The following is a 22,589-nucleotide window of genomic DNA, read 5'->3' as shown; positions in this document are numbered from 1 at the left end:
TTTAAGGATAAAATTATGCAGCACTTCGAAGTGCTGCAGCGTCCCTTGCGCCTCTCGAAAGATGCGCGGCCCTGCAGACAAGCAAAGCCTTCACAAGGGTAAAATTGCGCCCGAAATCGACCCTGTGACGGCCTCGGAACCGCGGGCCGCGAAAGCTTCATGCACATGAATGCGACCGTCCAGGATGACGTCCTCCATCGCGCGGCGCGCGGCGGCGTTATCGCCGGAAACGATCGCATCGACGATGCGCATATGGGTATCGGCGATATTGGCGAAGCCGTTTTCGGTTGGCGGCGTGCTCATCCGGAACATGCCGACGAGAGCTGCTTCGATGAGGCTGCCCAGTGTCCGCATGAAGGGATTGTGCGAGGCTTCGGCGATCGCCAGGTGAAAACGAAGGTCGGCGAGTGCCAGGCTGTCGGCCGTATGACCAGCCGCTGCCATTTCGAGCGCGAGCGCGCGCAGCATCTCGATCTCGTCAGCATTCGCTCGCTCGGCGACGAGACCGGCGGCGAAGGGTTCGAAGGCGAGCCGAATATCGTAGAGCTGCAGCAGAAACTCTTCCGTCACACCGTTGTCGAAGTGCCAGGCGATGATCTCGCTGTCGAACATGTTCCAGAGGTTCTTTTCGGTCACACGCGTGCCGACCCGCGCCTTGGCGACGACCATGCCCTTGGCGGCGAGCGTCTTCATCGTTTCACGCAAGACGGTGCGGGACACTTTGAAACGCTGCGCCAGTTCCGTATCGCCTGGCAGGATCGAACCAACGGGATAGGTGCCGGCGACGATCGCCTTGCCGAGTTCGTCGACGACTTGGGCATGGCTCGTCCGGGTTCTGCGCCCCGTCTTGCGTGTCTCGTCCAATTTGTAGCGCAAGCGATCCGTCTCCCCCTCAGGCGTACCTCTTGTTCAGACTGGAAACGAACAGGATGGCTTTCTGCATCAGGATGAATGCAAACAGCAGAAGGCCAATCAGGATCTTGGTCCACCAGCTCGACAGCGTGCCGTCGAAGGTGATGTAGGTCTGAATGAGCCCCTGGATCAGGATACCGATCAAGGTTCCCGCCACGAATCCCGCTCCTCCGGTCAGCAGCGTCCCTCCAATGACGACCGCCGCGATGGCATCGAGTTCGACGCCGACTGCTGCAAGAGAATATCCAGCAGAGGTGTACAGCGAAAAAACGATCCCGGATAGACCCGCCAGAAAGCCCGACAGCGCATAGATCTGGATTGTCGTACGGCCGACCGGCACACCCATCAGCCGCGCCGTCTGCGTGCCGCCGCCGAGTGCATAGACGTTGGTGCCGAAGCGGGTGCGCTGGGCGATGAAGATGCCGACGGCAAAGACCAGAAGCATGATGCCGCCGATCAGCGTCAGCCGCCCGCCGCCGGGCAGACGGTAATAGAGGCTCGTCAGCGTCGAATAATATTCGTGATCGATCGGGATGCTGTCGATCGAGAGCACGAAGGCCATGCCGCGCGCCAGAAACATGCCGGCGAGCGTGACGATGAAGGCCGGCATTTCGAGATAGTGGATGATCGCGCCCATGATACCGCCAAAGGCAGTCGTGATGACGAGCACGATCGCGAAAGCGAGCAGCGGATGGATCGAGGTGTTCTGCAAGATCACCGCGAGGAAGACGCCGGTAAAGGCGATGACCGAGCCGATCGACAGATCGATGCCGCCCGAGATGATGACGAAGGTCATGCCGACGGCAGCGATTCCGAGAAAGGCATTGTCGGTCAACAGATTGCCGATGACGCGCGTCGACAGCATGTTCGGATATTGCAGCGCGCAGCCGGCATAGGCGAGCACGAAGATGACGATGGTCGCAAGCAGCGGCAGGTATTTGGAGTTCATTTCGGCTGCTCCCTTCCGCCCTGCCGGCGGCTGGCGAAGATGGCGAGCGATTGCACCGCCGGCGACTGGATGACGAGGATGACGATAATGATGACGGCCTTGATGATCAGATTGAACTCAGGCGGGAAGCCGGAGGACAGGATGCCGGTATTCACCGCCTGGATGATCATCGCGCCGATCAGCGATCCGAGAATGCTGAAGCGGCCGCCGAGCAGCGAATTGCCGCCGACGACGACGGCGAGGATCGCGTCGAGCTCCAGCCAGAGGCCGGCATTGTTGGCATCGGCGCCCTTGATGTCGGCTGCGACGATGATGCCCGCGATCGAGGCGCAGAGACCGCTCAGCATGTAGACCGCCATCAATAGCACCGGCGTTTGAATGCCAGAGAGCGTGCTGGCGCGGCGATTGATGCCGACGGCCTCGATCAGCATGCCGAGTGCGGTGCGGCGGACAAGCAGGATGACGAGCAGGCCGACGAGAAGCCAGATGACGACAGGCATCGGCAGGAGAGCCATGGAACCGCTGCCGAAGAAGGTCAGCCCGTCATCGTTGAAGGTCAGGATGGCGCCTTCGGTGATCAGCTGGGCGATGCCGCGGCCGGCGACCATCAGCACCAGCGTCGCGATGATCGGCTGGATATTGAGGACCGCCACCAGGAAACCGTTCCAGACACCGCAGGCAAGCCCGATCGCAAGCGTGAGGATAATGGTATAGGTGACTGAATTTCCAGAGACAATCGATGACGCGGCGACGGCGCCGCAGATCGCGATGACCGCACCGACGGACAGGTCGATGCCTTTGGTGGCGATCACCAGCGTCATGCCGATCGCCAGCAGCGCCACCGGCGCACCGCGATTCAGCACATCGATCAGGCTGCCATAAAGCCGGTCATTCTGAACCACGACATTAAAAAACTGCGGTGACGTGATGAAATTCAACAGAAGAATGACAACGAGCGCAATCAATTGCGGCGCCAGGCGATAGGCCAGCGCCTTCAGCGAGGACCTCATGCCTCCTCCATCTTGTGCTCTGCCGCAGCGATGGCTTCGACGATGCCGGCGGCGGTGATACGTTCGCCTGTCAGTTCGGCGATATGCTGTCTGTCGCGAAGTACGATGACACGTGAACTATAGGCGACAAGCTCTTCAAGTTCCGAGGAAATCACGATCAGCGACATGCCGCCCGCGCAGAGCTCTTCGATGAGCCGAATGATCTCGGCATGGGCGCCGACATCAATGCCGCGGGTCGGCTCGTCGAGGATCAGAAACTTCGGATTGGTCGCCAGCCAGCGGGCGAGGATCGCCTTCTGCTGATTGCCACCGGAGAGCAGCCGGATCGGCTTCTCGCGGTCGGTGGTGCGGATATCGAGCGCCTTGATGTAGCGGTCGGCAAGTGCATTCTGCTCGGCGCGCGAGAGCGGCCGCGTCCAGCCACGGCGGGCCTGCAGCGCCAGTGCGATGTTCTCCCTGATCGACAGGTCGCCGACGATGCCATCGGTCTTGCGATCCTCGGGGCAGAAGCCGAAACCCTTTGCGATCGCGGCGCGCGGGCCGGAAAGCGTCACCGGCTGGCCGTCGATCGTGGCGCTGCCGCTGTCGGCATGCTCGATGCCGAAAAGCAGTTCGGCGGTTTCGGTGCGGCCGGAGCCGAGCAGCCCGGCAATGCCGACCACCTCTCCGGCGCGAACCTCAAGGTCGAAAGGCTTGACCTTGCCGCGTTTGCCATAGCCTGCAAAACGATATCGAACCTCGCCTGCCGCAAGGCTGCGTTCCCTGACAGTCTCTTCGACATGCGCCAGCTCGCGGCCGAGCATCATGGCGATCAGGCCCTGGCGCGGCAGATCGGCGGCGTCGCGGGTGCCGACGAGCTTGCCGTTGCGCAGCACGGTAATGCGGTCGCTGATCGCATAGACCTGCTCGAGAAAATGGGTGATGAAGACGATGCCCAGGCCGCGCTTCTTCAGGTCGTCGATGATGCGGAAGAGCAGCGCGACCTCCTGGTTGTCGAGACTTGCCGTGGGCTCGTCGAGGATCAGCACCTTGCCTGAGAGATCGACGGCGCGGGCGATGGCAACCACCTGCTGGACAGCGACGGAAAAACGGCCAAGTTCGGCGGTAACGTCGATATCGATGCCGTAGCCGGTGAGCAGATCGCGCGCCTTGCGGTTCATTGCGCGCACGTCGGTCATGCCGAACCGTCTTGGCTGGCGTCCGAGAAAGAGGTTTTCGGCGACGCTTAGATTGGCCAGCAGGTTGACCTCCTGGTAGACCGTGCCGATGCCGAGCTTCTGGGCGGCGAGCGTATTGGCCGGATTGATTTCCTGGCCGTCGAGCGCCAGGCTGCCTTCATCACGATGATAGGCGCCGGTGATGCACTTGATCAGCGTCGACTTGCCGGCGCCGTTCTCGCCCAGCAATGCGTGCACCTCGCCTCTGCGGAGCGTGAAATCGACCTTATCCAGCGCCACCGCGCCAGGAAAGAATTTCGATATTCCGGAGGCCGCGAGAACGTTCTCGAAATCGTGAGTCATAAGGGTCTGTTTTCCTGATATTGACGGCAAAAGCCGCGCCGCGGCCGGACATGATGTCCCAAGGCGGCGAGGCAGTTCCGCACCGGTCCATGACGGGCCGGTGCGGTTCTACAGCGCCGCCTGGTCTTTTGAGACGCATAAGGACGCTGTAGCGCTTTGAATTGCTGCATGATTTGTCCCGAAATCGAATTCCGATTTAAGGAATTATGCAGCAGTGTCACATCAGATCAGTAGCCCTGACCCTTCTTCTCTTCGTAGACCTTCATCGGCTCGTCGGCAGGCGTGTAGAGCTTCGACTCGGTCTGGATCCATTTGGCCGGAGCCTTCTTGTCCTTCAGATAGGCTTCGAGCGCATCGAAGGCCGGACCTGCCATATTCGGCGTCAGCTCGACCGTGGCATTGGCCTCGCCTTCGGACATGGCCTTGAAGATATCGGGCACGGCGTCGATGGAGACGACGAGGATATCCTTGCCGGGCTTCAGGCCGGCTTCCTTGATCGCCTGGATGGCGCCGACGGCCATGTCGTCGTTATGGGCGTAGAGAGCGCAGATATCCTTGCCGCCATTCTCGGCCTTCAGGAAGCTTTCCATGACTTCCTTGCCCTTGGTGCGGGTGAAGTCACCGGTCTGGCTGCGAACGATCTTGAGGTTGTCGTGGCCGGCAAGGGCCTCTTCGAAGCCCTTCTTGCGGGCGATGGCCGGCGACGAACCGGTTGTGCCCTGAAGTTCAACGACATTGCACTTCTTGTCGCCGACGGTCTTGACCAGGAAGTCGCCTGCGACCTTGCCTTCATGGACCAGGTCCGACGTAACAGCCGTCAGATAGAGATCGTCCGGAGCCTTGATGGTACGGTCGAGAAGGATGACCGGAATCTTGGCTTCCTTGGCTTCCTTGAGAACGTCGTCCCAGCCGGTTTCAACGACCGGAGCAATGAGAATGGCATCGACGCCCTGAGCAATGAAAGAGCGCAGAGCCTTGATCTGGTTTTCCTGCTTCTGCTGCGCATCGGCAAACTTCAGATCGATGCCGCGCTTCTTGGCCTGCTCCTTGGTCACGGTCGTTTCAGCCGCACGCCAGCCCGATTCCGAGCCGATCTGCGAGAAGCCGACAGTGAGGCCGGCGGCTGAAGCCGAACCGAACATGCAGGCAGCCAGAATCGTGGCACTCAAAAGTGCAGTCTTCAATTTCATGATTTCCTCCCAATGCCGCATCTCGCGGCGCAGGGGTCAAAAAATCATATAGTATTACTTTTGTAAATCGGAATCTTGGGATGCATTGCAGCAAAAAAGAGCGCCCATTAGGGGCGCTCTTCGCATCTGCGAGATGGCTACGGGATTATTTACCCGGCAGCTTATCGTCGACGCCTTCGACATAGAAGTTCATGCCGAGCAGGGTGCCGTCATCGGCCTTCTCGCCGGCCTTCAGCCAGGGCGTTCCGTCCTGCTTGTTGATCGGTCCGGTGAAGGGATGCAGTTCGCCTGATTTGATCTTGGCTTCGGTTTCCTCGGCCATCTTCTTCACGTCGTCGGGCATGTTGGTATAGGGCGCCATCTTCAGGATGCCGTCCTTCAGGCCGTCCCAGCTCTGCTCGGACTTCCAGGTGCCATCCAGAAGAGCGTGAACGCGCTTGGAGTAGTAGGTCCCCCAAGTGTCGACAATTGCCGTCAGCTGAGCCTTCGGGCCTACTGCGATCATGTCGGAGGCCTGACCGAAGGCGTGGATGCCGCGTTCTTCGGCCACCTGCATCGGCGCGGTCGTGTCGGTGTGCTGCGTCAAGACGTCGACGCCCTGGTCGACCATCGCCTTGGCGGCATCGGCTTCCTTGCCGGGGTCGAACCAGGTGTTGACCCAGATGACCTTCAGCTTGAAGCTCGGATCGACCGACCTGGCGCCCTGCTCGAACGAGTTGATGCCCATCACGACTTCGGGAATCGGGAAGGAGGCGATATAGGCCGCGCCGTGATTCTTCGAGGTCTTGGCGGCGATCTGGCCGAGGATGTAGCGGCCTTCATAGAAGCGGGAATTGTAGGTCGCAAGGTTCGGGCCGGCCTTGTAGCCGGTGCCATGCTCGAACTTGACCTTCGGGAACTTGGCGGCGACCTTCACCGTCGCATCCATGAAGCCGAAGGACGTCGTGAAGATCAGCTTGCAGCCGGAACGGGCAAGGCGCTCGATGGCGCGCTCGGCATCCGGGCCTTCCGGGACGTTTTCGAGGTAAGGCGTGTCGATCTTGTCGCCGAACTCGGCCTGGACCTGCTGGCGGCCGAGATCGTGGGCCTGCGAATAACCGCCGTCGGTATGCGAACCGACGTAGACGAAGCAGACCTTGGTCTTGTCCGCGGCGTGAGCAGCGGAAGAGATGCCGATCACGGCGGCAGCCGAGGCGGCAAGTGTGAATGCTAACTTCTTCATGGGGACCCCTGTTGGTTTGAAGTTATTGCGGAAACCCGTCTTTGTTGTTGCTTTATCGCTCCGGCACGAAGGCTTTTCCGAGCGACGCGGGCGTGTTGATCAACGTCGTGCGGCGATTATGGGAAATGATGATGAGAACCACAATAGTCGCGGCATAGGGCAGCATCGAAAGGTACTGCGAGGGAATGCCGAGACCGAAGGCCTGCGCGTGAAGCTGCAGGATGGTGACTGCGCCGAAGAGATAGCCGCCGGCAAAGACCCGCCACGGCCGCCAGGAGGCGAAGACCACCAGCGCCAACGTGATCCAGCCGCGGCCGGCTGACATGTTCTCGGCCCATTGCGGGGTGTAGACGAGCGAAAGCTGCGCCCCGGCAAGACCGGCGCAGGCGCCGCCGAACATCACCGCCAGATATCGCGTGCGGATGACATGAATGCCGAGCGCGTGGGCCGAACCGTGATTGTCGCCGATCGCCCTGAGCTTCAGCCCGGTCCGGCTGCGAAACAGAAACCAGCTGACGCCGACCACGAGCGCGATCGACAGGTAGAAGATCAAGTCCTGCCTGAAGAGAACATGGCCAACGACCGGAAGATCCGACAGGACCGGAATGACGATCTCTCCCAGCCGGATGCCGGGCATGCCGACATAGGCTTCGCCAAGCATGCCTGAGGCGCCGAGGCCGAGAAGGGTGAGCGCCAGACCGGTCGCCACCTGGTTCGCCACCAGGGTCAGCGTCAGGAAGGCAAACAGAAGAGAGAAAAGCGCGCCTGCCGCAATGCCGCAGACGATGCCGACATAGGGCGAGCCCGACATCTGCGCGCCGGCAAACGCGGCAACCGCGCCCATGATCATCATGCCCTCGACACCGAGATTGAGAACGCCGGAACGCTCGGCCACGAGTTCACCGAGTGCGGCGATGACGAGCGGCGTCGAGGCGGTGATGACAGTCAGCAGAATGGCTTCGAAGATGCTCATGCCACCCTGCCCCTTAGCCGCGACCAGACAATGCGGATTTTGTAATAGATCAGCGTATCGCAGGAGAGCACGAAGAAGAGCAGCAGGCCCTGGAAGACGCGGGTGACCTTGTCGGAAACGCCGAGCGAAAGCTGGGCGGCCTCGCCGCCGAGATAGGTCAGCGCCAGCACCAGGCCGGATGCGATGATGCCGAGCGGATTGAGGCGGCCGAGGAAGGCGACGATGATGGCGGTGAAGCCGTAGCCCGGCGAGATCGCCGGCTGCAGGTGGCCGATCGAGCCCGAGACCTCGGCTATCCCGGCAAGGCCGGCAAGAGCGCCCGAGAAGAGAAAGCTGAACCAGATCATCTTCTTCGACGAAAAGCCGGCAAAGCGCCCTGCCCGCTCCGATTGGCCGAGCACGACGATCTCGAAGCCTTTCAGCGTATAGCGCAGCATGAACCAGACGCCGATTGCGGCGACAATGGCGAAGATGAAGGCCCAATGGGCGCGGCCGGACTCTTCCCAGATCGCCGGCAGCACGGCCTCCGGTGCGAAATCACGGGAAACCGGAAAGTTGAAGCCCTTCGGATCGCGCCAGGCGCCGCGGATCAGCCAGTCGAGGAAGAGCTGGGCGATATAGACCAGCATCAGTGACGTCAGGATCTCGTTGGTATTGAAATGCGCTTTCAGCAGCGCCGGAATGGCGGCGAAAAGCGCACCGCCGAGCGCGCCAAGGATCAGCATCAGTGGCAGCACGAGCGGCGAATGCCAGTCGTAAAAGACGATCGGCAGATAGGAACCGGTAATGGCGCCGATGGTGAACTGGCCCTCGGCGCCGATATTCCAGTTATTCGACCGGTAACAGATTGCCAGGCCGACGGCGATCAGGATCAGAGGGGCGGCCTTGATCGCCAGCTCGTGCAGCGACCAGACCTCGAGCAGCGGCTCGATGAAGAAGGCGTCGAGTGCCTCGACCGGGTCCTTGCCGAGCATGGCGAACATGATGGCGCCGAATACCAGCGTCAGGACAAGGGCAAGCAGCGGCGAGACGAAGGCGAAGAGCTTCGAGACGTCGGGCCGTTTTTCAAGTTCAATGCGCATGGGGCGCCTCCGGGGCAGAGCTGCTCTCGTGCAGTCCGCCCATCAGCAGTCCGATCCTTTCCCGCGTCAGTTCGCCGGCCGGGAACGGGCGGGAAAGACGGCCTTCGCAGATGACGGCAATATCGGTCGCCACCTCAAAGATCTCGTCGAGATCCTGGCTGATGACGACGACGGCCGAACCGCTTCTTGCAAGATCCACCAAGGCCTGGCGGATGCGGCTCGCGGCCCCGGCATCGACGCCCCAGGTCGGCTGGTTGACGACGAGCACCGCCGGCTGGCGGTCGAGCTCGCGGCCGACGATAAACTTTTGCAGGTTCCCGCCGGACAAGGAGCCGGCAGCCGGGTCATCGCCGCTCTTGCGGACATCCATGGCCTCGGAAATGCGCCTTGCGGCGGATTTCACCGCAGCGTGGCGGATGATGCCGAGCAAGCCCAGAAATGCCTTGCGGTCCGACTGGCTGCGGGCAAGGACGAGATTGTCCGACAGTTTCATGGCGGAGACGGCGGCATGGCCGTGGCGTTCCTCCGGCACGAAGCCGGCGCCGAGGAGACGGCGGGCGGTAATGCCCTGATTGCCCACGTGCTTCTTGCGGATGACGATCGCCTCGGCCGAAACAACGGGATATTCGCCGGACAATGCGTCGAAGAGCTCGCTCTGGCCGTTGCCAGCGACCCCGGCAATGGCGAGGATCTCGCCCGAGCGCACCGCCATCGACACATCACGCAGCGGCATGGCGAAGGGAGTGCGCGCGGCGACGGAAAGGTTTGCCACGGCAAGCTGAACCTCGCCCTTGTCGCTGCGCTCCGGATGCGTGACGGTCGCCACCTCGCTGCCGACCATCATGCGGGCGAGCGAGGCCGGCGTTTCGTGCTTGGGATCGCATGCGCCGGTCACGCGGCCATGGCGCAGGACGGTGGCGCGATCGCAGATGCGCTGCACTTCCTCCAGGCGGTGGCTGATATAAAGAACCGAACGCCCCTCGGCGCGCAGCTTGAACAGCGTCCCGAACAGCTTATCGGCCTCCTGCGGCGTCAGCACCGAGGTCGGCTCGTCGAGGATGATGAGCTTCGGGTTCTGCAGCAGTGCGCGGACGATCTCGATACGCTGGCGCTCGCCGACCGAGAGATCGGCGACATGGGCATGCGGATCGAGCGGCAGGCCGTAGGCGACCGACAGCGCCCTCGCCTCCTCGGCGATTTTGTCGATCGGGATGGCGTCATCGAGCGACAGGGCGATGTTTTCGGCAACCGTCAGCGCCTCGAACAGCGAAAAATGCTGGAAGACCATGCCGATGCCGAGCTTGCGGGCTTCACCGGGCGACGCGATCGCGACCGGCTGGCCCTGCCAGAGGATATGCCCGCCCGTCGGCTCGAGAACGCCGAACAGCATCTTCACCAGGGTGGATTTACCTGCACCATTTTCGCCGAGAAGCGCATGAATTTCGCCCGGCGCTATATCGAGATCGATTTCATTGCAGGCTGCAAAGCCACCGAAGAACTTCGTCAGCTTCTGAACCGATAATAACGCACCGGAATCCGGCACATTCAATGGCGACACGTTCCCCTCATTTCTTCTGCCAACCGGTCCGTTCGGATCTCATGGAATCAGCAGCGTCGTTCCTGTTGTTTTTCTTGTTTCCAGATCCGAGTGAGCCCGCCCAACCTCACGTAGCGGATAAGTTTGATTGATATTGATACGCACTTTGTTGCTTTGCACAATATCAAATAGCGCTTTCGCACTGTCGATCAGTTCCCTACGCGCGGCGATATAGGTGAAGAGCGTCGGCCGCGTCGCAAAGAGCGAGCCCCTCTGCGCCAGCATCGCAAGGGTGAAATTCTCGATCGGCCCGGAAGATTGGCCGAAGGAGGCAAAAAGGCCGCGCGGCTTCAGACAATCGAGCGACTGTGGAAAAGTATCGCGGCCGATCGAATCGTAGACGACATCCACGCCCTTGCCGCCGGTGATGTCGCGGACACGGTCGACGAAGCTGTCGCTCTTGTAGTTGATCACATGGTCGTAGCCGTGGGCGAGCGCTAGTTCGATCTTGTCTTCAGAGCCCGCCGTGCCGATGACGGTGGCGCCGAGGGCCTTTGCCCACTGGCCGGCGATCAGGCCGACGCCGCCGGCTGCGGCGTGGAACAGCAGGACCGTCTCCGGGCCGACCTTGAAGGTGCGGTTCAAGAGATATTCGGCGGTCATGCCCTTCAGCATCATTGCCGCCGCCGTTTCGAGCTCTATGCCGTCAGGCACATGTACCAGATGGCGCGTCTCGATATTGCGTTCAGCGCTATAGGCGCCGTCGGCGCCGGCATAGACGACACGGTCGCCGACCTTGAAATCCTCGACGCCGGGACCGACCGATGTCACAGTGCCAGCCCCCTCCTTGCCGGTGACGAAGGGCAGATGCGGGGTCTTGTAAGTGCCGTTGCGGAAATAGACGTCGATGAAATTGAGCCCGACTGCCGCCTGCCTGATCTGCACTTCGCCTGCCGAGGGTGAGGGAAGATCGATCTCGACATAGTCGAAAACCTCCGGCCCGCCCGTTCTCGAGAATGAAACCGCCTGCGTTTTGGTCATCTGCCTATCCTAAGCTTCGCGTCCAAGGGCGGGGAAGAATTGCAGCACCGCGCCGATGACGTAAAGATAGATCCCGGTCACGATAAAGAGAATGAGCGCCCATTCGGGCGTGTCGAAATGCATCAGCAGCGAAAAAATGCCGAGCGCCGACCACAGAAAAAAGACGCCGAGATTAAGCGGGCGCAGCCTTTTGACCCGAACCGGGTGGAGGAAATTGATCGGCAGAAAGGTCAGCACCACCGAGACGATGACAACAGTGAGCGCCGTCGTGGCGCTGGCATCGATGACGAACAGCGTGAAGACGATCATGTTCCAGACGACGGGGAAGCCGGAGAAGAAATACTCGTCCGTCTTCATGCCCATATCGGCATAGTAGATGGCGCTGGAGACGACGATCATGCCGGCGGCGACGAAGGACCATGGCTCGCCGATCATGCCGCTCTGATAAAGCGCGAAGGCCGGCAGAAGCACATAGGTGACGTAATCGATGATATTGTCGAGCGTATCGCCCGACCAGTTCGGCAGCACCTCCTTGACGCGCACCTTGCGGGCAATCGGGCCGTCTATGCCATCAACGAGAAGGGCGAGGCCCAGCCACCAGAACATGTCGATGAAGCGGTGCTCGGCGGCGGCAACGACGCCGAGAAAGGCAAGGAAGGAGCCGGAGGCCGTCAGGATATGGACGGAAAAGGCGCGCATCTCCGCATAAGGAACGCGCTTGTAGTTGAAAATCTTCATATTCCCCCGACCGCCCTATCGCGCCCGCCCCGGCAAGCATCTTTTTTTCGCCACCATCGCCGAACCCTGTTGCTGAATCGGGTTCGACGCCGTAGGTCTTTGTTGTCGCACCGTTTTTGCCGAAAACCGGCATCCGTTTCCGGCGTGCTGCTCTAATATGCATCCTTTGCCGGGCTCCGCCAGCGGGAAATACGACATTCTCCGCCAGCCATTGAATCCTGACAATGACATGCATATTTCCCTTTAGAAGCGTCGCGTGGAATGGAATGCCTTTAATTCCGGCCCGATTTGTAATATCTCGCTCGCATCCGACTGTTCATCCGACGAAACGGGATCCGCTACCGAAATGAACGCGCCTGCAAAGACCGAAGACTTCGCCTTGTCCATCCCCGCCGGCGTCTATGCCGAGACGGTGCTCGATGTCACGCACTATACCGACCGGCTCTTCCGATTTACGATGACTCGGCCGCAGGGCTTCCGTTTCCGTTCTGGCGAATTCGCGATGATCGGCCTGATGGTCGAGGGCAAGCCGGTCTTCCGCGCTTATTCGATCGCGAGCCCCGCCTGGGCCGAAGAGCTTGAATTCTTCTCTATCAAGGTGCCGGACGGTCCGCTCACCTCACATCTGCAGGCGATCAAGCCGGGCGACCAGGTGCTGATGCGCAAGAAGCCGACGGGCACGCTGGTGCTCGATGCGCTGACGCCCGGCCGTCGTCTCTACATGTTCTCGACGGGAACGGGCATTGCGCCTTTCGCCAGCCTGATCCGCGATCCCGAGACCTATGAGAAGTTCGAGGAAGTCATCCTCACCCATACGACGCGTGATGTCGCCGAACTGAAATATGGCTTCGACCTCGTGCACGAGATCCAGAATGACGAGTTGCTGAAGGAGGTCGTCGGCGACAAGCTGCGCCACTATCCGACAGTCACGCGCGAGGATTTCGAATATCGCGGCCGCATTACCGACCTGATCTCCTCGGGCAAGCTGTTCACCGATCTCGGCGTGCCGCCGCTCGATCCGGCAATCGACCGCGGCATGATCTGCGGTTCCTCGGCCATGCTGAAGGATACCAAGGAACTGCTCGAAAAGGCCGGCCTCGATGAAGGCGCCAACAGCAAGCCTGCCGAATTTGTCATCGAGCGCGCTTTCGTCGGCTAAAGCATTTCTGACAATCAGACTTATGGCGGCTTCGGAAACGGAGCCGTTTCTACGTGTGGCTAAGGTAATCGATCAGCACCGCCATGGTGGTGCGCGCTTCATCCGGCCTGCCCTGATGGATGGCGCGGATGACGGCGACGTGCAGCGAGATGGAGCGATCCATGCGCTCCGGGCTTGCGGTGGAGTACCAGAGGCGACGTGAATGCGTCTGCACCGGGCCGAGTGCTGCCGTGATGAAGCCGTTCGGGCAAGCAGCCTCGAGGATTTCGTCGAAGGCCTTGTCGGCAGCGAAGAAGCCGGCGAGATCGCCGCTGACGGCGCATTCCTCCATCGCGCGGGCGCAGCCGAGGAGACGCGCGCGCTGTTCGTCGCTCGCATGTTCAGCGACAAGGCTTGCCGCGATCGGCTCCAGCTCGCGGCGCACCTGCATGACATTGCCATGATCCTCAGGCGCGATCTCGGCGACCTGCAGCCCGACACGCGGCTTCACCAGGATCAGTCCCTGCCAGGCGAGCTTCTGGATTGCCTCGCGCACCGGCGTACGCCCGTGGCCCGCCATGTCGATCAGCTGCTTTTCAGTGACCAGCGCGCCGGGTTTCAGCGCCAGCGTCACGATCAGATGCTCCAGCGCGAGATAGGCAAGATGGCTCTGTGAAGTCTGCAATACCGAGCTCCGTCGCCAAGTCTGATATATCACATAGTGACACGGTCAAAAACCGAAGACAAGTCGGCATTGAAATATCAGAATAGAGACAGATAGATAACATAGGTGAGGCGTGAAACTCGGCGAGGCATTGACGTCTGCGCCGTGAAGGCTCGTGCCACCCGCCCCGGCCTACTGAGGCACACCGGCTCGCCTATGAGGCCGGCACTACCCCTCGGTCACCCCTTGCGGAACGCCCTGCTGGAAACCGAGATCGAATTTTGACACGGGTCTTTTGCATTGGCGAACTGATAACCGTCGGCTTTATGGATGGCACCGAACTCCAGGCCGTCCTCCGCACATCGCCTGCAAAAAGCCTCGACATCCTCCACGTCGAAGACCAGCTTGACGGTGGATTGGCCACTCCGCTGGCCCTTGGCAGCCTGGTGCAGCATGATATTCGCACCACCGTCCTGAGCGACCAGTTCAATGATCCTATCGCCAGGCAGGCTGGTTGCCTTGAAACCGAAGTGCTTCTCATAAAAGCGCGCCGTTTCCTCGACGTTGCCGGCGTAGATCACCAGCCTGTTGACCGGCATGATGCTGACCTCCGATAGCGGTTGCGTTCGATTGACAGGAGTAGAGAGACATTATGCGTTTTGCCATGACGCATTATTCATGCCGCAGCGCCTCGATGGGGTTCAATTGCGCTGCCCTTCTCGCCGGGAAATAGCCGAAGATCATGCCGATCGCCGCGGAGAACAGGAAGGCGACGGCAACCATCAGGGGGCTGAAGACGAAGGGCACTTTCAGCAACGTCACGGCGCCGAAACCGAGACTCAAGCCCAGCACGATGCCGGTGATGCCGCCGAACAGCGACAGCGCCACCGCCTCGACCAGGAATTGGGTGAGCACCTGGCTTTCGAGCGCGCCGATCGCCAGGCGGATGCCGATCTCGCGGGTCCGCTCGGTGACGGAGACCAGCATGATGTTCATGATGCCGATGCCGCCGACGAGCAGGCTGATCGCAGCGACGGCGCCAAGCAGGCCGGTCAGCAGTGTCGTGGTGCCGGTCATCGCCTCGGCGATCTGCGTCATGTCGTTGACGTTGAAATCGTCCTGGCGGCCGGGCACGATCTTGCGGCGCTCGCGCAGGAGATTTTCGACGTCCGATTGAACCTTGGCTGTGGAGACGCCGTCGCGCGCCGAGATGATGATCTGCGGCACATTGCTGTTGCCGCTGATGCGCCGCTGAAACACCTTGACCGGCATGATGACGACATCGTCCTGGTCGTTGCCCATGCCGGACTGGCCGCGCTTGGCAAGCACGCCGATGACGGGGCACGAGACCTTGCCGACGCGGATCTGCTGGCCTGTGGGATCGGCGCTGCCGAAGAGCTGCGAGCGCACCGTTTCGCCGATGATGCAGCGCGCCTGGCCGCGTTCCTCGGCGGGGGTGAAATTGCGGCCGAGCGCCAGGTTCCAGTCCTGCGCGATGAAATAATCGTTGGTGGTGCCGGAGACGCTGGTCGAATGGTTCTGGCCGCCGAAAATCACGGTCGCCGTCGACTGGTTGAGCGGCGCCACCGCCCTGAGGCCGCCGATCTGGTCGCGGATGGCCGCGACGTCCTTGACGCTGAAGCGCTTGGCCTCGGAGCTTGCCCGGCCGGGGCCGAACTGGCCGGGGCGGACGAACAGCATGTTGGTGCCGAGCCGCGACAGCTCGGTCGAGACTTGCGCGGTCGTGCCGTTGCCGATCGTCACCAGCGCGATGACAGCGGCAACGCCGATGACGACGCCGAGCACGGTCAGGAACGAGCGCAGCATGTTGCGGCTGATGGCCCGCAGCGCCAGCTTCAGCGTCTCAAAGAACATGATCCGCCCTCCTCCGGTGCTCGACCTCAGTCTCCAGCTTGCCGTCGACGAAACGCAGCAGCCGCTGCGCATAGGCGGCGATATCGGGCTCGTGGGTGACCATGACGATGGTGATGCCCTGCTCGCGGTTCAGCCGCGTCATCAGATCCATGATCTCGACGCTGGTCTTGGTGTCGAGATTGCCAGTTGGCTCGTCGGCGAGGAGCAGCGCCGGCTCGGTGACGATGGCGCGGGCGATGGCGACACGCTGCTGCTGGCCGCCTGACAGTTCCTGCGTCTTGTGATGTTCGCGCCCGGTGAGGCCAACCAGCGCCAGCGCCTCGCGGGCTCGCTCGCGCCGCTCGCGCACCGCCATGCCGCGATAGATCAACGGCAGCTCGACGTTCTCGACGGCCGAAGTGCGCGACAGGAGGTTGAAGCCCTGGAAGACGAAGCCGAGCATGTGGCGGCGCAGCAGCGTCAGCTGGCTGCGGTCGAAGCCGCTGGTCGGAATGCCTTCGAAGATGTAGTCGCCGGCACTCGGCACGTCGAGGCAGCCGAGAATGTTCATCGCCGTCGACTTACCGGAGCCAGACGGCCCCATGATCGCGACGAATTCATGGGCGTTGATCGCAAGGTCGACGTGGTCGAGCGCGCGGATCGCCGCCTCGCCCTCGCCGTAGATTTTCGAGACCTGTCTGAATTCGATGAGCGGCGGGCTTGCCATCCGTCTCTCCGCCTAGTTCGCACGCGCCGTGGCGTCGGTCACCAGTGCGTCGTTTTCCTTAATGTCGCCGGAGACGACCTGGGTGAACTGGCCGTCGGATGAGCCGACCTGGATGACAACAGGCGCCGGGCGGCCGTTGCGCAACACCCAGACGCGGCGCTCAGCGCCCTTCAGCGCCGGACCGACGTTGTTGTTGCGCTGGCGCGGCGGGCCGAAGAGGCCGAAAATACCGCGGCCGCGCCTTTCCGCCTGGGCCGGGGCGTAGCGCAAGGCGGCATTCGGGACCATCAGCGTATCCTTGACGGCCTCGACGGTGACATCAGCCGTCGCCGTCATGCCGGGGCGCAGCAGCAGATCGGCATTGTCGACCGATAGGACCGCCTTATAGGTCACGACATTGTTGACCACTTCGGAGGCGAAGCGGATCTGCTCGATCTCGGCGGGAAAGGTCCGGTCGGGATAGGCGTCGACCGTGAATTTCGCCTTCTGGCCGACGGCGATCTGGCCGACATCGGCCTCGTCGACATCGACCTGCAACTCCATCTTCTTCAGGTCGCCGGCGATGGTGAAAAGGATCGGCGCCGAAAGCGAGGCTGCGACCGTCGCGCCCGGATTGACGGAGCGGGTGAGAATGACGCCGTCGATCGGCGATATGATTTTCGCCTTGGCGAGATTGACTTCGGCAAGCTGCAGGTCGGCCTCCGAGGCCAGGACCTCGGCCTCGTTGATCTGCTTGGCGGCGACGGCGGAATCATATTTGTAGCTGGCGTCGTCGAGGCTCTGCTGGGTGGAGACGTTGCTCCTGACCAGGCTCTTCAACCGCTCGAGCGAGGTGCCTGCCGATTGCATATCGGCATTGGCCTTGACGACGTTCGCCTTGGCCGAATTGAGCTTGGCGCGCGAGCTCTTCACATCCGCCTCGAGCTTGTTGGTGTCGAGAAGGGCGAGCACCTCGCCTGATTTGACCGTGCTGTTGTAATCGACGTTGACATCGCGAACCGTGCCGGACAGCTCGCTCGATATATCCACCTGCTCGGTCGGCTGTACCGAGCCGGTGGCGGTAACGAGCACCGTCAGGTCGCCGCGCTTTGCCGGCTGGGTGTCATAGCTCAATTCGCTTTGCCCACGGCCCATATAGAAATAAGCGGCGACTGCGGCAGCAGCGATGAGGATCAGCAGGATGAGCAGGCGTCCGCGCCAGCGGCTGCGCTTGCCCTGCCTTCCCGATGCAGCAAGGACCGCGGCGAGATCGGACGCTGCGCCTGTCTTTGCTCCGGTTTCGCTGCCGCTTACGATCTTGTTCATGTCGTCCTCAATCAGTCAGTGGCCGCTTGCGGCCTCTGCGACGAAATAATCACAGTGCAGATGAACCGGCGATTAGCGTTGCCGCCGAACTGGCACGGAATTGCGGATGGGTGAAATGAAATATTGGTAAGAAAAGTCAAGTTTCGGTGCGATTGAGCATGTCGCGCAAAACTGTGCAGCGGTTTTGCGATAAAGACATGCGGCAAATCAAAGATCTAAAGCGTGGCAAGCGATCTCGATCGCGACGCGCTTTGGCGCCCATCAATTCGTATCCTCGGTAAATTGGTCCGCGCCGGGCAAAGGATGCAGCCACGGTTCACGCCGCTTGATCCAGACTTCATAGCCGGGCGTAAGGTCGGTCGGCGGAGTGTCTAGGGACCCCAGGCGGATTTCCGCCTCGTCTTCCCTGAGGCAGAAAAGCCTGCCGCCGCAGGCGGGGCAGAAGCTGCGGCCGGAGAAAGTGGCGATCTCGCCGCTATGGGAAAAAGCCTGGCGCGGCCAGACCGCGAAGAAGACGAAGGCGGAGCCGCTCGATTTGCGGCAATCGGCGCAGTGGCAAAGGCCGGTGCGCAACGGCTCGCCCTCCACACGATAGGCGACCGCCCGGCAAAGGCAGCTTCCGGTTCGGATCCTCATGGTGGGCCGTCAGGCGTCGAGATTGGTCGGCAGGCTCGGCGGGCGCCGCTTTGCGGCCATCAACAGGTCGAGTTCGGTGGCCGATGGGCCGAACTTGTCGTAGAGGCGCTTTGCCTCCTTGTCGTCCAACCGGTATTTCCTGGCAAATTCGCCGATGCTGTAGGGGCGGCCACGCAACACTCTTCGCGCCGGGGTCGCCGTATTCGGTGCGTCGGTCATAGGTTTCTCCTTTCGTCACGTCCCCTTTAAGCTAGTGCGACCTGTCGATTTGGAAAGAGCCGGCGCGCCTTATCGAGGCTTCCGGTATGGGGGAATGCGGTTGTTTTCCTGGAACCTTTTCGCCGTTATGCGCATTTTCGGACCGAGGTTGCGGGCCGCGCCAAGCGGACGCGGCGGTGCTGGAGAACATCGGGATTTTTCCGCTTTCTCCCGATGGCCAACGAAATGGCAGACGAGCTCCCGACCCGCCCGGTTCGCTTCCTTATCTCCTTCTTTTCGAGCGGAGATCACGAAATATTAAAATCCGGAACGCATCCGTTGGGAGCCGGTTTTCCCATCGAGGTCGACGTGGCCTCGTTCAAACCCAAGGAGAACCGTATGGCAAACCAAGGTGGAACCCATGAACAGCACGTCAAAGCTGGACAGCAGAGTCACAAGAACGACTCTAATGCCCGCAGGGCCTCAGTTGGCCGCGACGCGCAGTCCAGCGGAACCCGCGGCGGCAGCCATGAACAGCATGTAAAGGCTGGTCAACAAAGCCACAAGAACAGCCACTAAAGCTCTGTTCTGATATGAAATTCGGCCCGCGCTTCGGCGCGGGCTTTTCTTTTGGGCTCATTGTTCCACGCATGTCGTTATCGCAAAGCCGCTGCACATTTTTGCGCGCCATGCTTTAGGACAGACGCCGGCCGTCCTCGCCGAAGAGGTGCAGTACATCGGGATCGAGATGCAGCGGCAGGCTGTCGCCCGATTTCATCCGCTGCTGGCCGGCAAAGACCGCGATCAGCTTCTTCCCGCCTGCGTCGGCATGGACGACGGTTTCCGAGCCCAGTTCCTCGACAAGGGTGACGCGGGTATCCAATCTGCCCGCTGAGGCCACATCGGCAAGGGTGATGTGTTGCGGGCGGATGCCGATGCTGACCCTTTCGCCCGTCGGGCGTGTCTCCTTGGCAATGACGGAAAGACGATGGCCGCCGACGGTTTCGACCTCAGCGAAACCGCCCTCGTGACCGACAATCGCACCTTCGAGAAAATTCATGTGCGGCGCGCCGATGAAGCCGGCGACGAAGCGGTTGGCCGGCTTGTTGTAGAGTTCCAGCGGCGTTCCCACCTGCTCGATCCTGCCGCCTCTGAGCACGACGATGCGGTCGGCCAGCGTCATCGCCTCGACCTGATCGTGGGTGACATAGATCATCGTCGCCTTCAGGCGGGCGTGAAGAGCCGCCAGTTCGGCGCGCATGCTGACCCTGAGTTCGGCGTCGAGATTGGATAGCGGCTCGTCGAGCAGGAAGGCATCCGGCCGCCGCACGATGGCGCGGCCGATCGCCACGCGCTGGCGCTGTCCGCCGGAGAGCTGGCCCGGACGGCGCTGCAGGAAAGGCTCGATCTCCAGCATGCGCGCAGCGTCCATGATGCGCGCTTCGATCTCGGCTTTGGCCACCTTGGTGTTCTCGAGCCCGAAGGCGAGGTTTTCCCTGACACTCATATGCGGATAGAGCGCATAGGACTGGAAGACCATGGCCAGGCCGCGATCGGCGGCGCTGATAGCGGTAACATCCTTGCCGTCGATGGCAATGTTGCCGCCAGTCGGCTTATCGAGGCCGGCGATGAGGCGCAGCAGCGTCGATTTCCCGCAGCCGGAAGGGCCGACGAAAGCGACGAACTCGCCGTCGTTGACATGAAGCGAGACATCGCGAATGACCTCGACGGCGCCGAAATTCTTGACGATGTTCGTGAGTTCGAGCCCGCTCATGCACTCTCCTGTTTTTATATGTAAGCCGGTCTATTTCAGCCCCGAGCCGGCGATGCCTGTGGTGATGAAACGCTGCAGGAAGACGAAGATCAGCACGACCGGGATCATCGAGACGACGGTCATGGCGAGGATGTAGTGCCATTGCACATTGAGCTCGCCGGCATAGACGTTAAGGCCGACCTGCAGCGTATAGAGTTCCTTGCGCGAGAGCACGATCAGCGGCCAGAGGAAGTCGTTCCAGCGCCAGACGACCGAGAAGATCGCCAGCACTGCGAGCGCCGGCGCAGACAGCGGCAGGATGATGCGCCAGTAAATCTGCCATTCGCTGGCCTTGTCCATGCGCGCGGCGTCGAGCAATTCGTCGGGGATCGTCAGCATGTATTGCCTGAGCAGGAAGACTCCCGTCGGGGTGGCGACCGTCGGCAGGATGACGCCCCAGAGGCTGTCGAAGAGGTTCAGCGTGCCGATGACGGAATAGAGCGGCACGACGATGACCGAAAGCGGCACCATCAGCGTCGCCAGGATCATCAGCATGACGGCGGTGCGGCCAGGGAACTGGTATTTCGACAGCGCGAAGGCGGCCATGGAATTGACGAGCAGCGTAATGGCCGTCGCCACGACGGTGACGAAGACGGAGTTGCGCAGGAACAGGAAGAAATCGAAGCGCTGGAAAGGTTCGGTGTAGTTGCCGCCGGCAAATTCGACCTGGCGCACCGGCGTGCGGTCCTTGATATTCGCCTTGACGATTTCGCCCGGCTGTTTCGGATCGACCATCTGGCCGATGATGCCGATGCGGCGCACTTCGGCGAGCACGCGCGTGCTGCCATCCGGCATTGCGACATTATAGAGCGGCAACGGCTTGTCGTATCCCGGCACCACTGCCTGTTCGGTGACATAGGGCAGGACGGAGGGCGGGAACTCGGCAAGGGCCGCCGGCGTCTTGAAGGAGGAGAAGACCAGCCAGACGGCCGGGCCGAACATCAGGAAGACGCCTGAGATCAGCCAGATCCAGGTGACGACATCCGTCCAGTGCCAGCCTCGGCCGCGGCGGCGGAGCAGAAAGGTAGAGACTGCGCTCATCGGCGTGCTCCCTTCTTCTCGTTGCGGCTACTGACGCCGAGCTGGACCAGCGTCAGGATGACGAGCACGATGCCCATCAGGATCGAGGCGGCGGACGCCAGCCCCGGATTGCGCAGCGAACTCGCAAAGCCGGTCTCGTAGATATATTGGGTGATGTACATGGTGCTGGTGCCCGGCCCGCCGCCGGTCAGCACGAAGACCTCGTCGAAGATCTGCACGGCGCGGATCAGCGCCAAGACCAGCACGACGACGAGGTTCGGCATCAGAAGCGGCAGGGTGATGCGCCGGAAGATACGGGTTGGGCGGGCGCTGTCCATCGCCGCCGCCTCGTAGAGATCCCGCGGGATCGCTTGCAGGCCGGCGAGCAGGATCAGCGCATAAAAGCCCATATGCGCCCAGACGGAGACGAAGACGGCGAAGAAGAACGCCCAGAAACGATCGCTGAGCCACGAGAAAGGTTCGAAGCCGAAGGGGCTCAGCGCATAGTTCAATAGGCCTTCGCGCTGCAGGATCCATTTCCAGATCAGGCCGACGACGACGGGCGACAGCAGCACCGGAAAAAAGAAGACGGCGCGCCAGAAGCCGCGATTGGAAAGCTCGCGGTTGAGGATCAGCGCCGTTGCGAGCGCTGCGATCAGCATCACCGTGACCTGGAAGACGACGAAGACGGCGGTGTTGCGCACGGCCGCCCAGAAGGTGTCGGCCGCGCAGGTCGAAGGGTCGAGATAAGAGCCGCAATCGAAGAGGATGCGGTACTGGTCGGCGCCGACATAAGTCCTGTTCTGCAGGAAGATGGCGCTGCCGCTCGTCGTCGAATAGATGAAGTTGATGACCATCGGCAGCAGCACGAAGACGGTGAAGATCAGCATGTTGGGCGCCAGGAAGACGCCCGCCATGCCGTTCAGCCCGGTCAGTTTCTGCCAGGCACGCATGGGAATGTCGACGAGCCCCATGGCAAGCCGGACAGGCGCCGAGAGCGCCTGCCGCAGACCGGTTTTGACAGTTGGTTCAGAAGAAACCGTCTTCGCCGTCATTTGTT

The 22,589-nt window shown here is 61.5% G+C and carries 23 protein-coding genes; 2 read left to right on the top strand and 21 right to left on the bottom strand.

Annotation, left to right across the window (positions count from 1 at the left end; translation table 11 throughout):
* Positions 1-90: 90 nt before the first annotated feature.
* The 11 genes from J3P73_RS12130 to pcsA all read right to left on the bottom strand — a co-directional run bounded on the left by J3P73_RS12130 (position 91) and on the right by pcsA (position 12,174).
* Positions 91-876, bottom strand: coding sequence for a FadR/GntR family transcriptional regulator (locus tag J3P73_RS12130; RefSeq protein ID WP_018494653.1), 786 nt, complete (start codon positions 874-876; stop codon positions 91-93).
* A gap of 16 nt (positions 877-892) precedes the next feature.
* A complete protein-coding gene (gene yjfF, locus J3P73_RS12125) occupies positions 893-1,861 on the bottom strand; it encodes a galactofuranose ABC transporter, permease protein YjfF (protein WP_130664572.1) in 969 nt (322 codons plus the stop codon).
* Positions 1,858-2,871, bottom strand: coding sequence for an ABC transporter permease (locus tag J3P73_RS12120; RefSeq protein ID WP_130686393.1), 1,014 nt, complete (start codon positions 2,869-2,871; stop codon positions 1,858-1,860). Before J3P73_RS12120 ends, yjfF begins: the two co-directional genes overlap by 4 nt.
* Complete coding sequence (gene ytfR, locus J3P73_RS12115) at positions 2,868-4,391, bottom strand: galactofuranose ABC transporter, ATP-binding protein YtfR (protein WP_130664570.1); 1,524 nt, start codon at positions 4,389-4,391, stop codon at positions 2,868-2,870. Before ytfR ends, J3P73_RS12120 begins: the two co-directional genes overlap by 4 nt.
* A gap of 227 nt (positions 4,392-4,618) precedes the next feature.
* Entirely contained in the window at positions 4,619-5,581 is a 963-nt protein-coding gene (gene ytfQ, locus J3P73_RS12110; RefSeq protein ID WP_003559333.1) for a galactofuranose ABC transporter, galactofuranose-binding protein YtfQ, read from the bottom strand.
* Between the two features lie 145 nt (positions 5,582-5,726).
* The gene (locus tag J3P73_RS12105) at positions 5,727-6,803 is read right to left on the bottom strand and encodes a BMP family ABC transporter substrate-binding protein (RefSeq protein WP_130686392.1); all 1,077 of its coding nucleotides are present in this window, start codon (positions 6,801-6,803) and stop codon (positions 5,727-5,729) included.
* 52 nt (positions 6,804-6,855) lie between these two features.
* Positions 6,856-7,776 carry an ABC transporter permease gene (locus J3P73_RS12100; RefSeq protein WP_024321964.1) on the bottom strand — a complete coding sequence of 307 codons (921 nt, stop codon included), beginning with the start codon at positions 7,774-7,776 and terminating at the stop codon, positions 6,856-6,858.
* Positions 7,773-8,858: an ABC transporter permease gene (locus J3P73_RS12095; protein ID WP_207579988.1), complete on the bottom strand. Its 1,086-nt coding sequence runs from the start codon at positions 8,856-8,858 to the stop codon at positions 7,773-7,775. Before J3P73_RS12095 ends, J3P73_RS12100 begins: the two co-directional genes overlap by 4 nt.
* On the bottom strand, positions 8,848-10,416 hold the full coding sequence (locus tag J3P73_RS12090) for an ABC transporter ATP-binding protein (RefSeq protein WP_130691755.1): 1,569 nt from the start codon (positions 10,414-10,416) through the stop codon (positions 8,848-8,850). Before J3P73_RS12090 ends, J3P73_RS12095 begins: the two co-directional genes overlap by 11 nt.
* A 39-nt stretch (positions 10,417-10,455) precedes the next feature.
* Positions 10,456-11,436 carry a quinone oxidoreductase family protein gene (locus J3P73_RS12085; RefSeq protein ID WP_130691753.1) on the bottom strand — a complete coding sequence of 327 codons (981 nt, stop codon included), beginning with the start codon at positions 11,434-11,436 and terminating at the stop codon, positions 10,456-10,458.
* A gap of 9 nt (positions 11,437-11,445) precedes the next feature.
* Positions 11,446-12,174 carry a phosphatidylcholine synthase gene (gene pcsA, locus J3P73_RS12080; protein ID WP_018069600.1) on the bottom strand — a complete coding sequence of 243 codons (729 nt, stop codon included), beginning with the start codon at positions 12,172-12,174 and terminating at the stop codon, positions 11,446-11,448.
* Between the two features lie 346 nt (positions 12,175-12,520).
* On the opposite strand from pcsA, the gene J3P73_RS12075 reads away from it, so the two are divergent.
* Complete coding sequence (locus J3P73_RS12075) at positions 12,521-13,333, top strand: ferredoxin--NADP reductase (RefSeq protein WP_018069601.1); 813 nt, start codon at positions 12,521-12,523, stop codon at positions 13,331-13,333.
* A gap of 49 nt (positions 13,334-13,382) precedes the next feature.
* Here the strand turns inward: J3P73_RS12075 and J3P73_RS12070 are convergent, their stop codons facing one another.
* From J3P73_RS12070 to J3P73_RS12040, 7 genes are all read right to left on the bottom strand, one after another.
* Positions 13,383-13,997 (bottom strand): GntR family transcriptional regulator, encoded by a 615-nt coding sequence (locus tag J3P73_RS12070; protein WP_130691751.1) that lies wholly within the window; start codon positions 13,995-13,997, stop codon positions 13,383-13,385.
* Between the two features lie 218 nt (positions 13,998-14,215).
* Positions 14,216-14,575 (bottom strand): VOC family protein, encoded by a 360-nt coding sequence (locus J3P73_RS12065; protein WP_130691749.1) that lies wholly within the window; start codon positions 14,573-14,575, stop codon positions 14,216-14,218.
* A gap of 73 nt (positions 14,576-14,648) precedes the next feature.
* On the bottom strand, positions 14,649-15,851 hold the full coding sequence (locus tag J3P73_RS12060) for an ABC transporter permease (RefSeq protein ID WP_018484822.1): 1,203 nt from the start codon (positions 15,849-15,851) through the stop codon (positions 14,649-14,651).
* Entirely contained in the window at positions 15,841-16,557 is a 717-nt protein-coding gene (locus J3P73_RS12055; RefSeq protein ID WP_003539566.1) for an ABC transporter ATP-binding protein, read from the bottom strand. The genes J3P73_RS12060 and J3P73_RS12055 overlap by 11 nt, the downstream gene beginning before the upstream one ends.
* Before the next feature lie 12 nt (positions 16,558-16,569).
* On the bottom strand, positions 16,570-17,862 hold the full coding sequence (locus J3P73_RS12050; protein WP_018069605.1) for an efflux RND transporter periplasmic adaptor subunit: 1,293 nt from the start codon (positions 17,860-17,862) through the stop codon (positions 16,570-16,572).
* A 261-nt stretch (positions 17,863-18,123) separates the two neighbouring features.
* Positions 18,124-18,498, bottom strand: coding sequence for a GFA family protein (locus tag J3P73_RS12045; RefSeq protein ID WP_130691747.1), 375 nt, complete (start codon positions 18,496-18,498; stop codon positions 18,124-18,126).
* 9 nt (positions 18,499-18,507) lie between these two features.
* Entirely contained in the window at positions 18,508-18,717 is a 210-nt protein-coding gene (locus tag J3P73_RS12040; RefSeq protein ID WP_018069607.1) for a hypothetical protein, read from the bottom strand.
* Positions 18,718-19,095: 378 nt separating this feature from the next.
* On the opposite strand from J3P73_RS12040, the gene J3P73_RS38140 reads away from it, so the two are divergent.
* Entirely contained in the window at positions 19,096-19,275 is a 180-nt protein-coding gene (locus J3P73_RS38140; RefSeq protein WP_130693080.1) for a hypothetical protein, read from the top strand.
* A gap of 115 nt (positions 19,276-19,390) precedes the next feature.
* Here J3P73_RS38140 and J3P73_RS12030 read toward each other — a convergent pair whose 3' ends face one another.
* From J3P73_RS12030 to J3P73_RS12020, 3 genes are read right to left on the bottom strand one after another with little or no spacing between them, the layout of a single operon-like run.
* Positions 19,391-20,470: an ABC transporter ATP-binding protein gene (locus J3P73_RS12030; protein WP_130691745.1), complete on the bottom strand. Its 1,080-nt coding sequence runs from the start codon at positions 20,468-20,470 to the stop codon at positions 19,391-19,393.
* A 30-nt stretch (positions 20,471-20,500) separates the two neighbouring features.
* A complete protein-coding gene (locus tag J3P73_RS12025) occupies positions 20,501-21,550 on the bottom strand; it encodes a carbohydrate ABC transporter permease (RefSeq protein WP_018069610.1) in 1,050 nt (349 codons plus the stop codon).
* Complete coding sequence (locus J3P73_RS12020) at positions 21,547-22,584, bottom strand: carbohydrate ABC transporter permease (protein WP_130691743.1); 1,038 nt, start codon at positions 22,582-22,584, stop codon at positions 21,547-21,549. The genes J3P73_RS12025 and J3P73_RS12020 overlap by 4 nt, the downstream gene beginning before the upstream one ends.
* Positions 22,585-22,589 lie beyond the last annotated feature (5 nt).

Origin of the sequence: Rhizobium ruizarguesonis, assembly GCF_017357285.1 — a bacterium.
GTDB lineage: Bacteria > Pseudomonadota > Alphaproteobacteria > Rhizobiales > Rhizobiaceae > Rhizobium > Rhizobium ruizarguesonis.
Note: the sequence above shows the minus strand (reverse complement) of the source record. Positions and strands in the feature narration are given on the sequence as shown.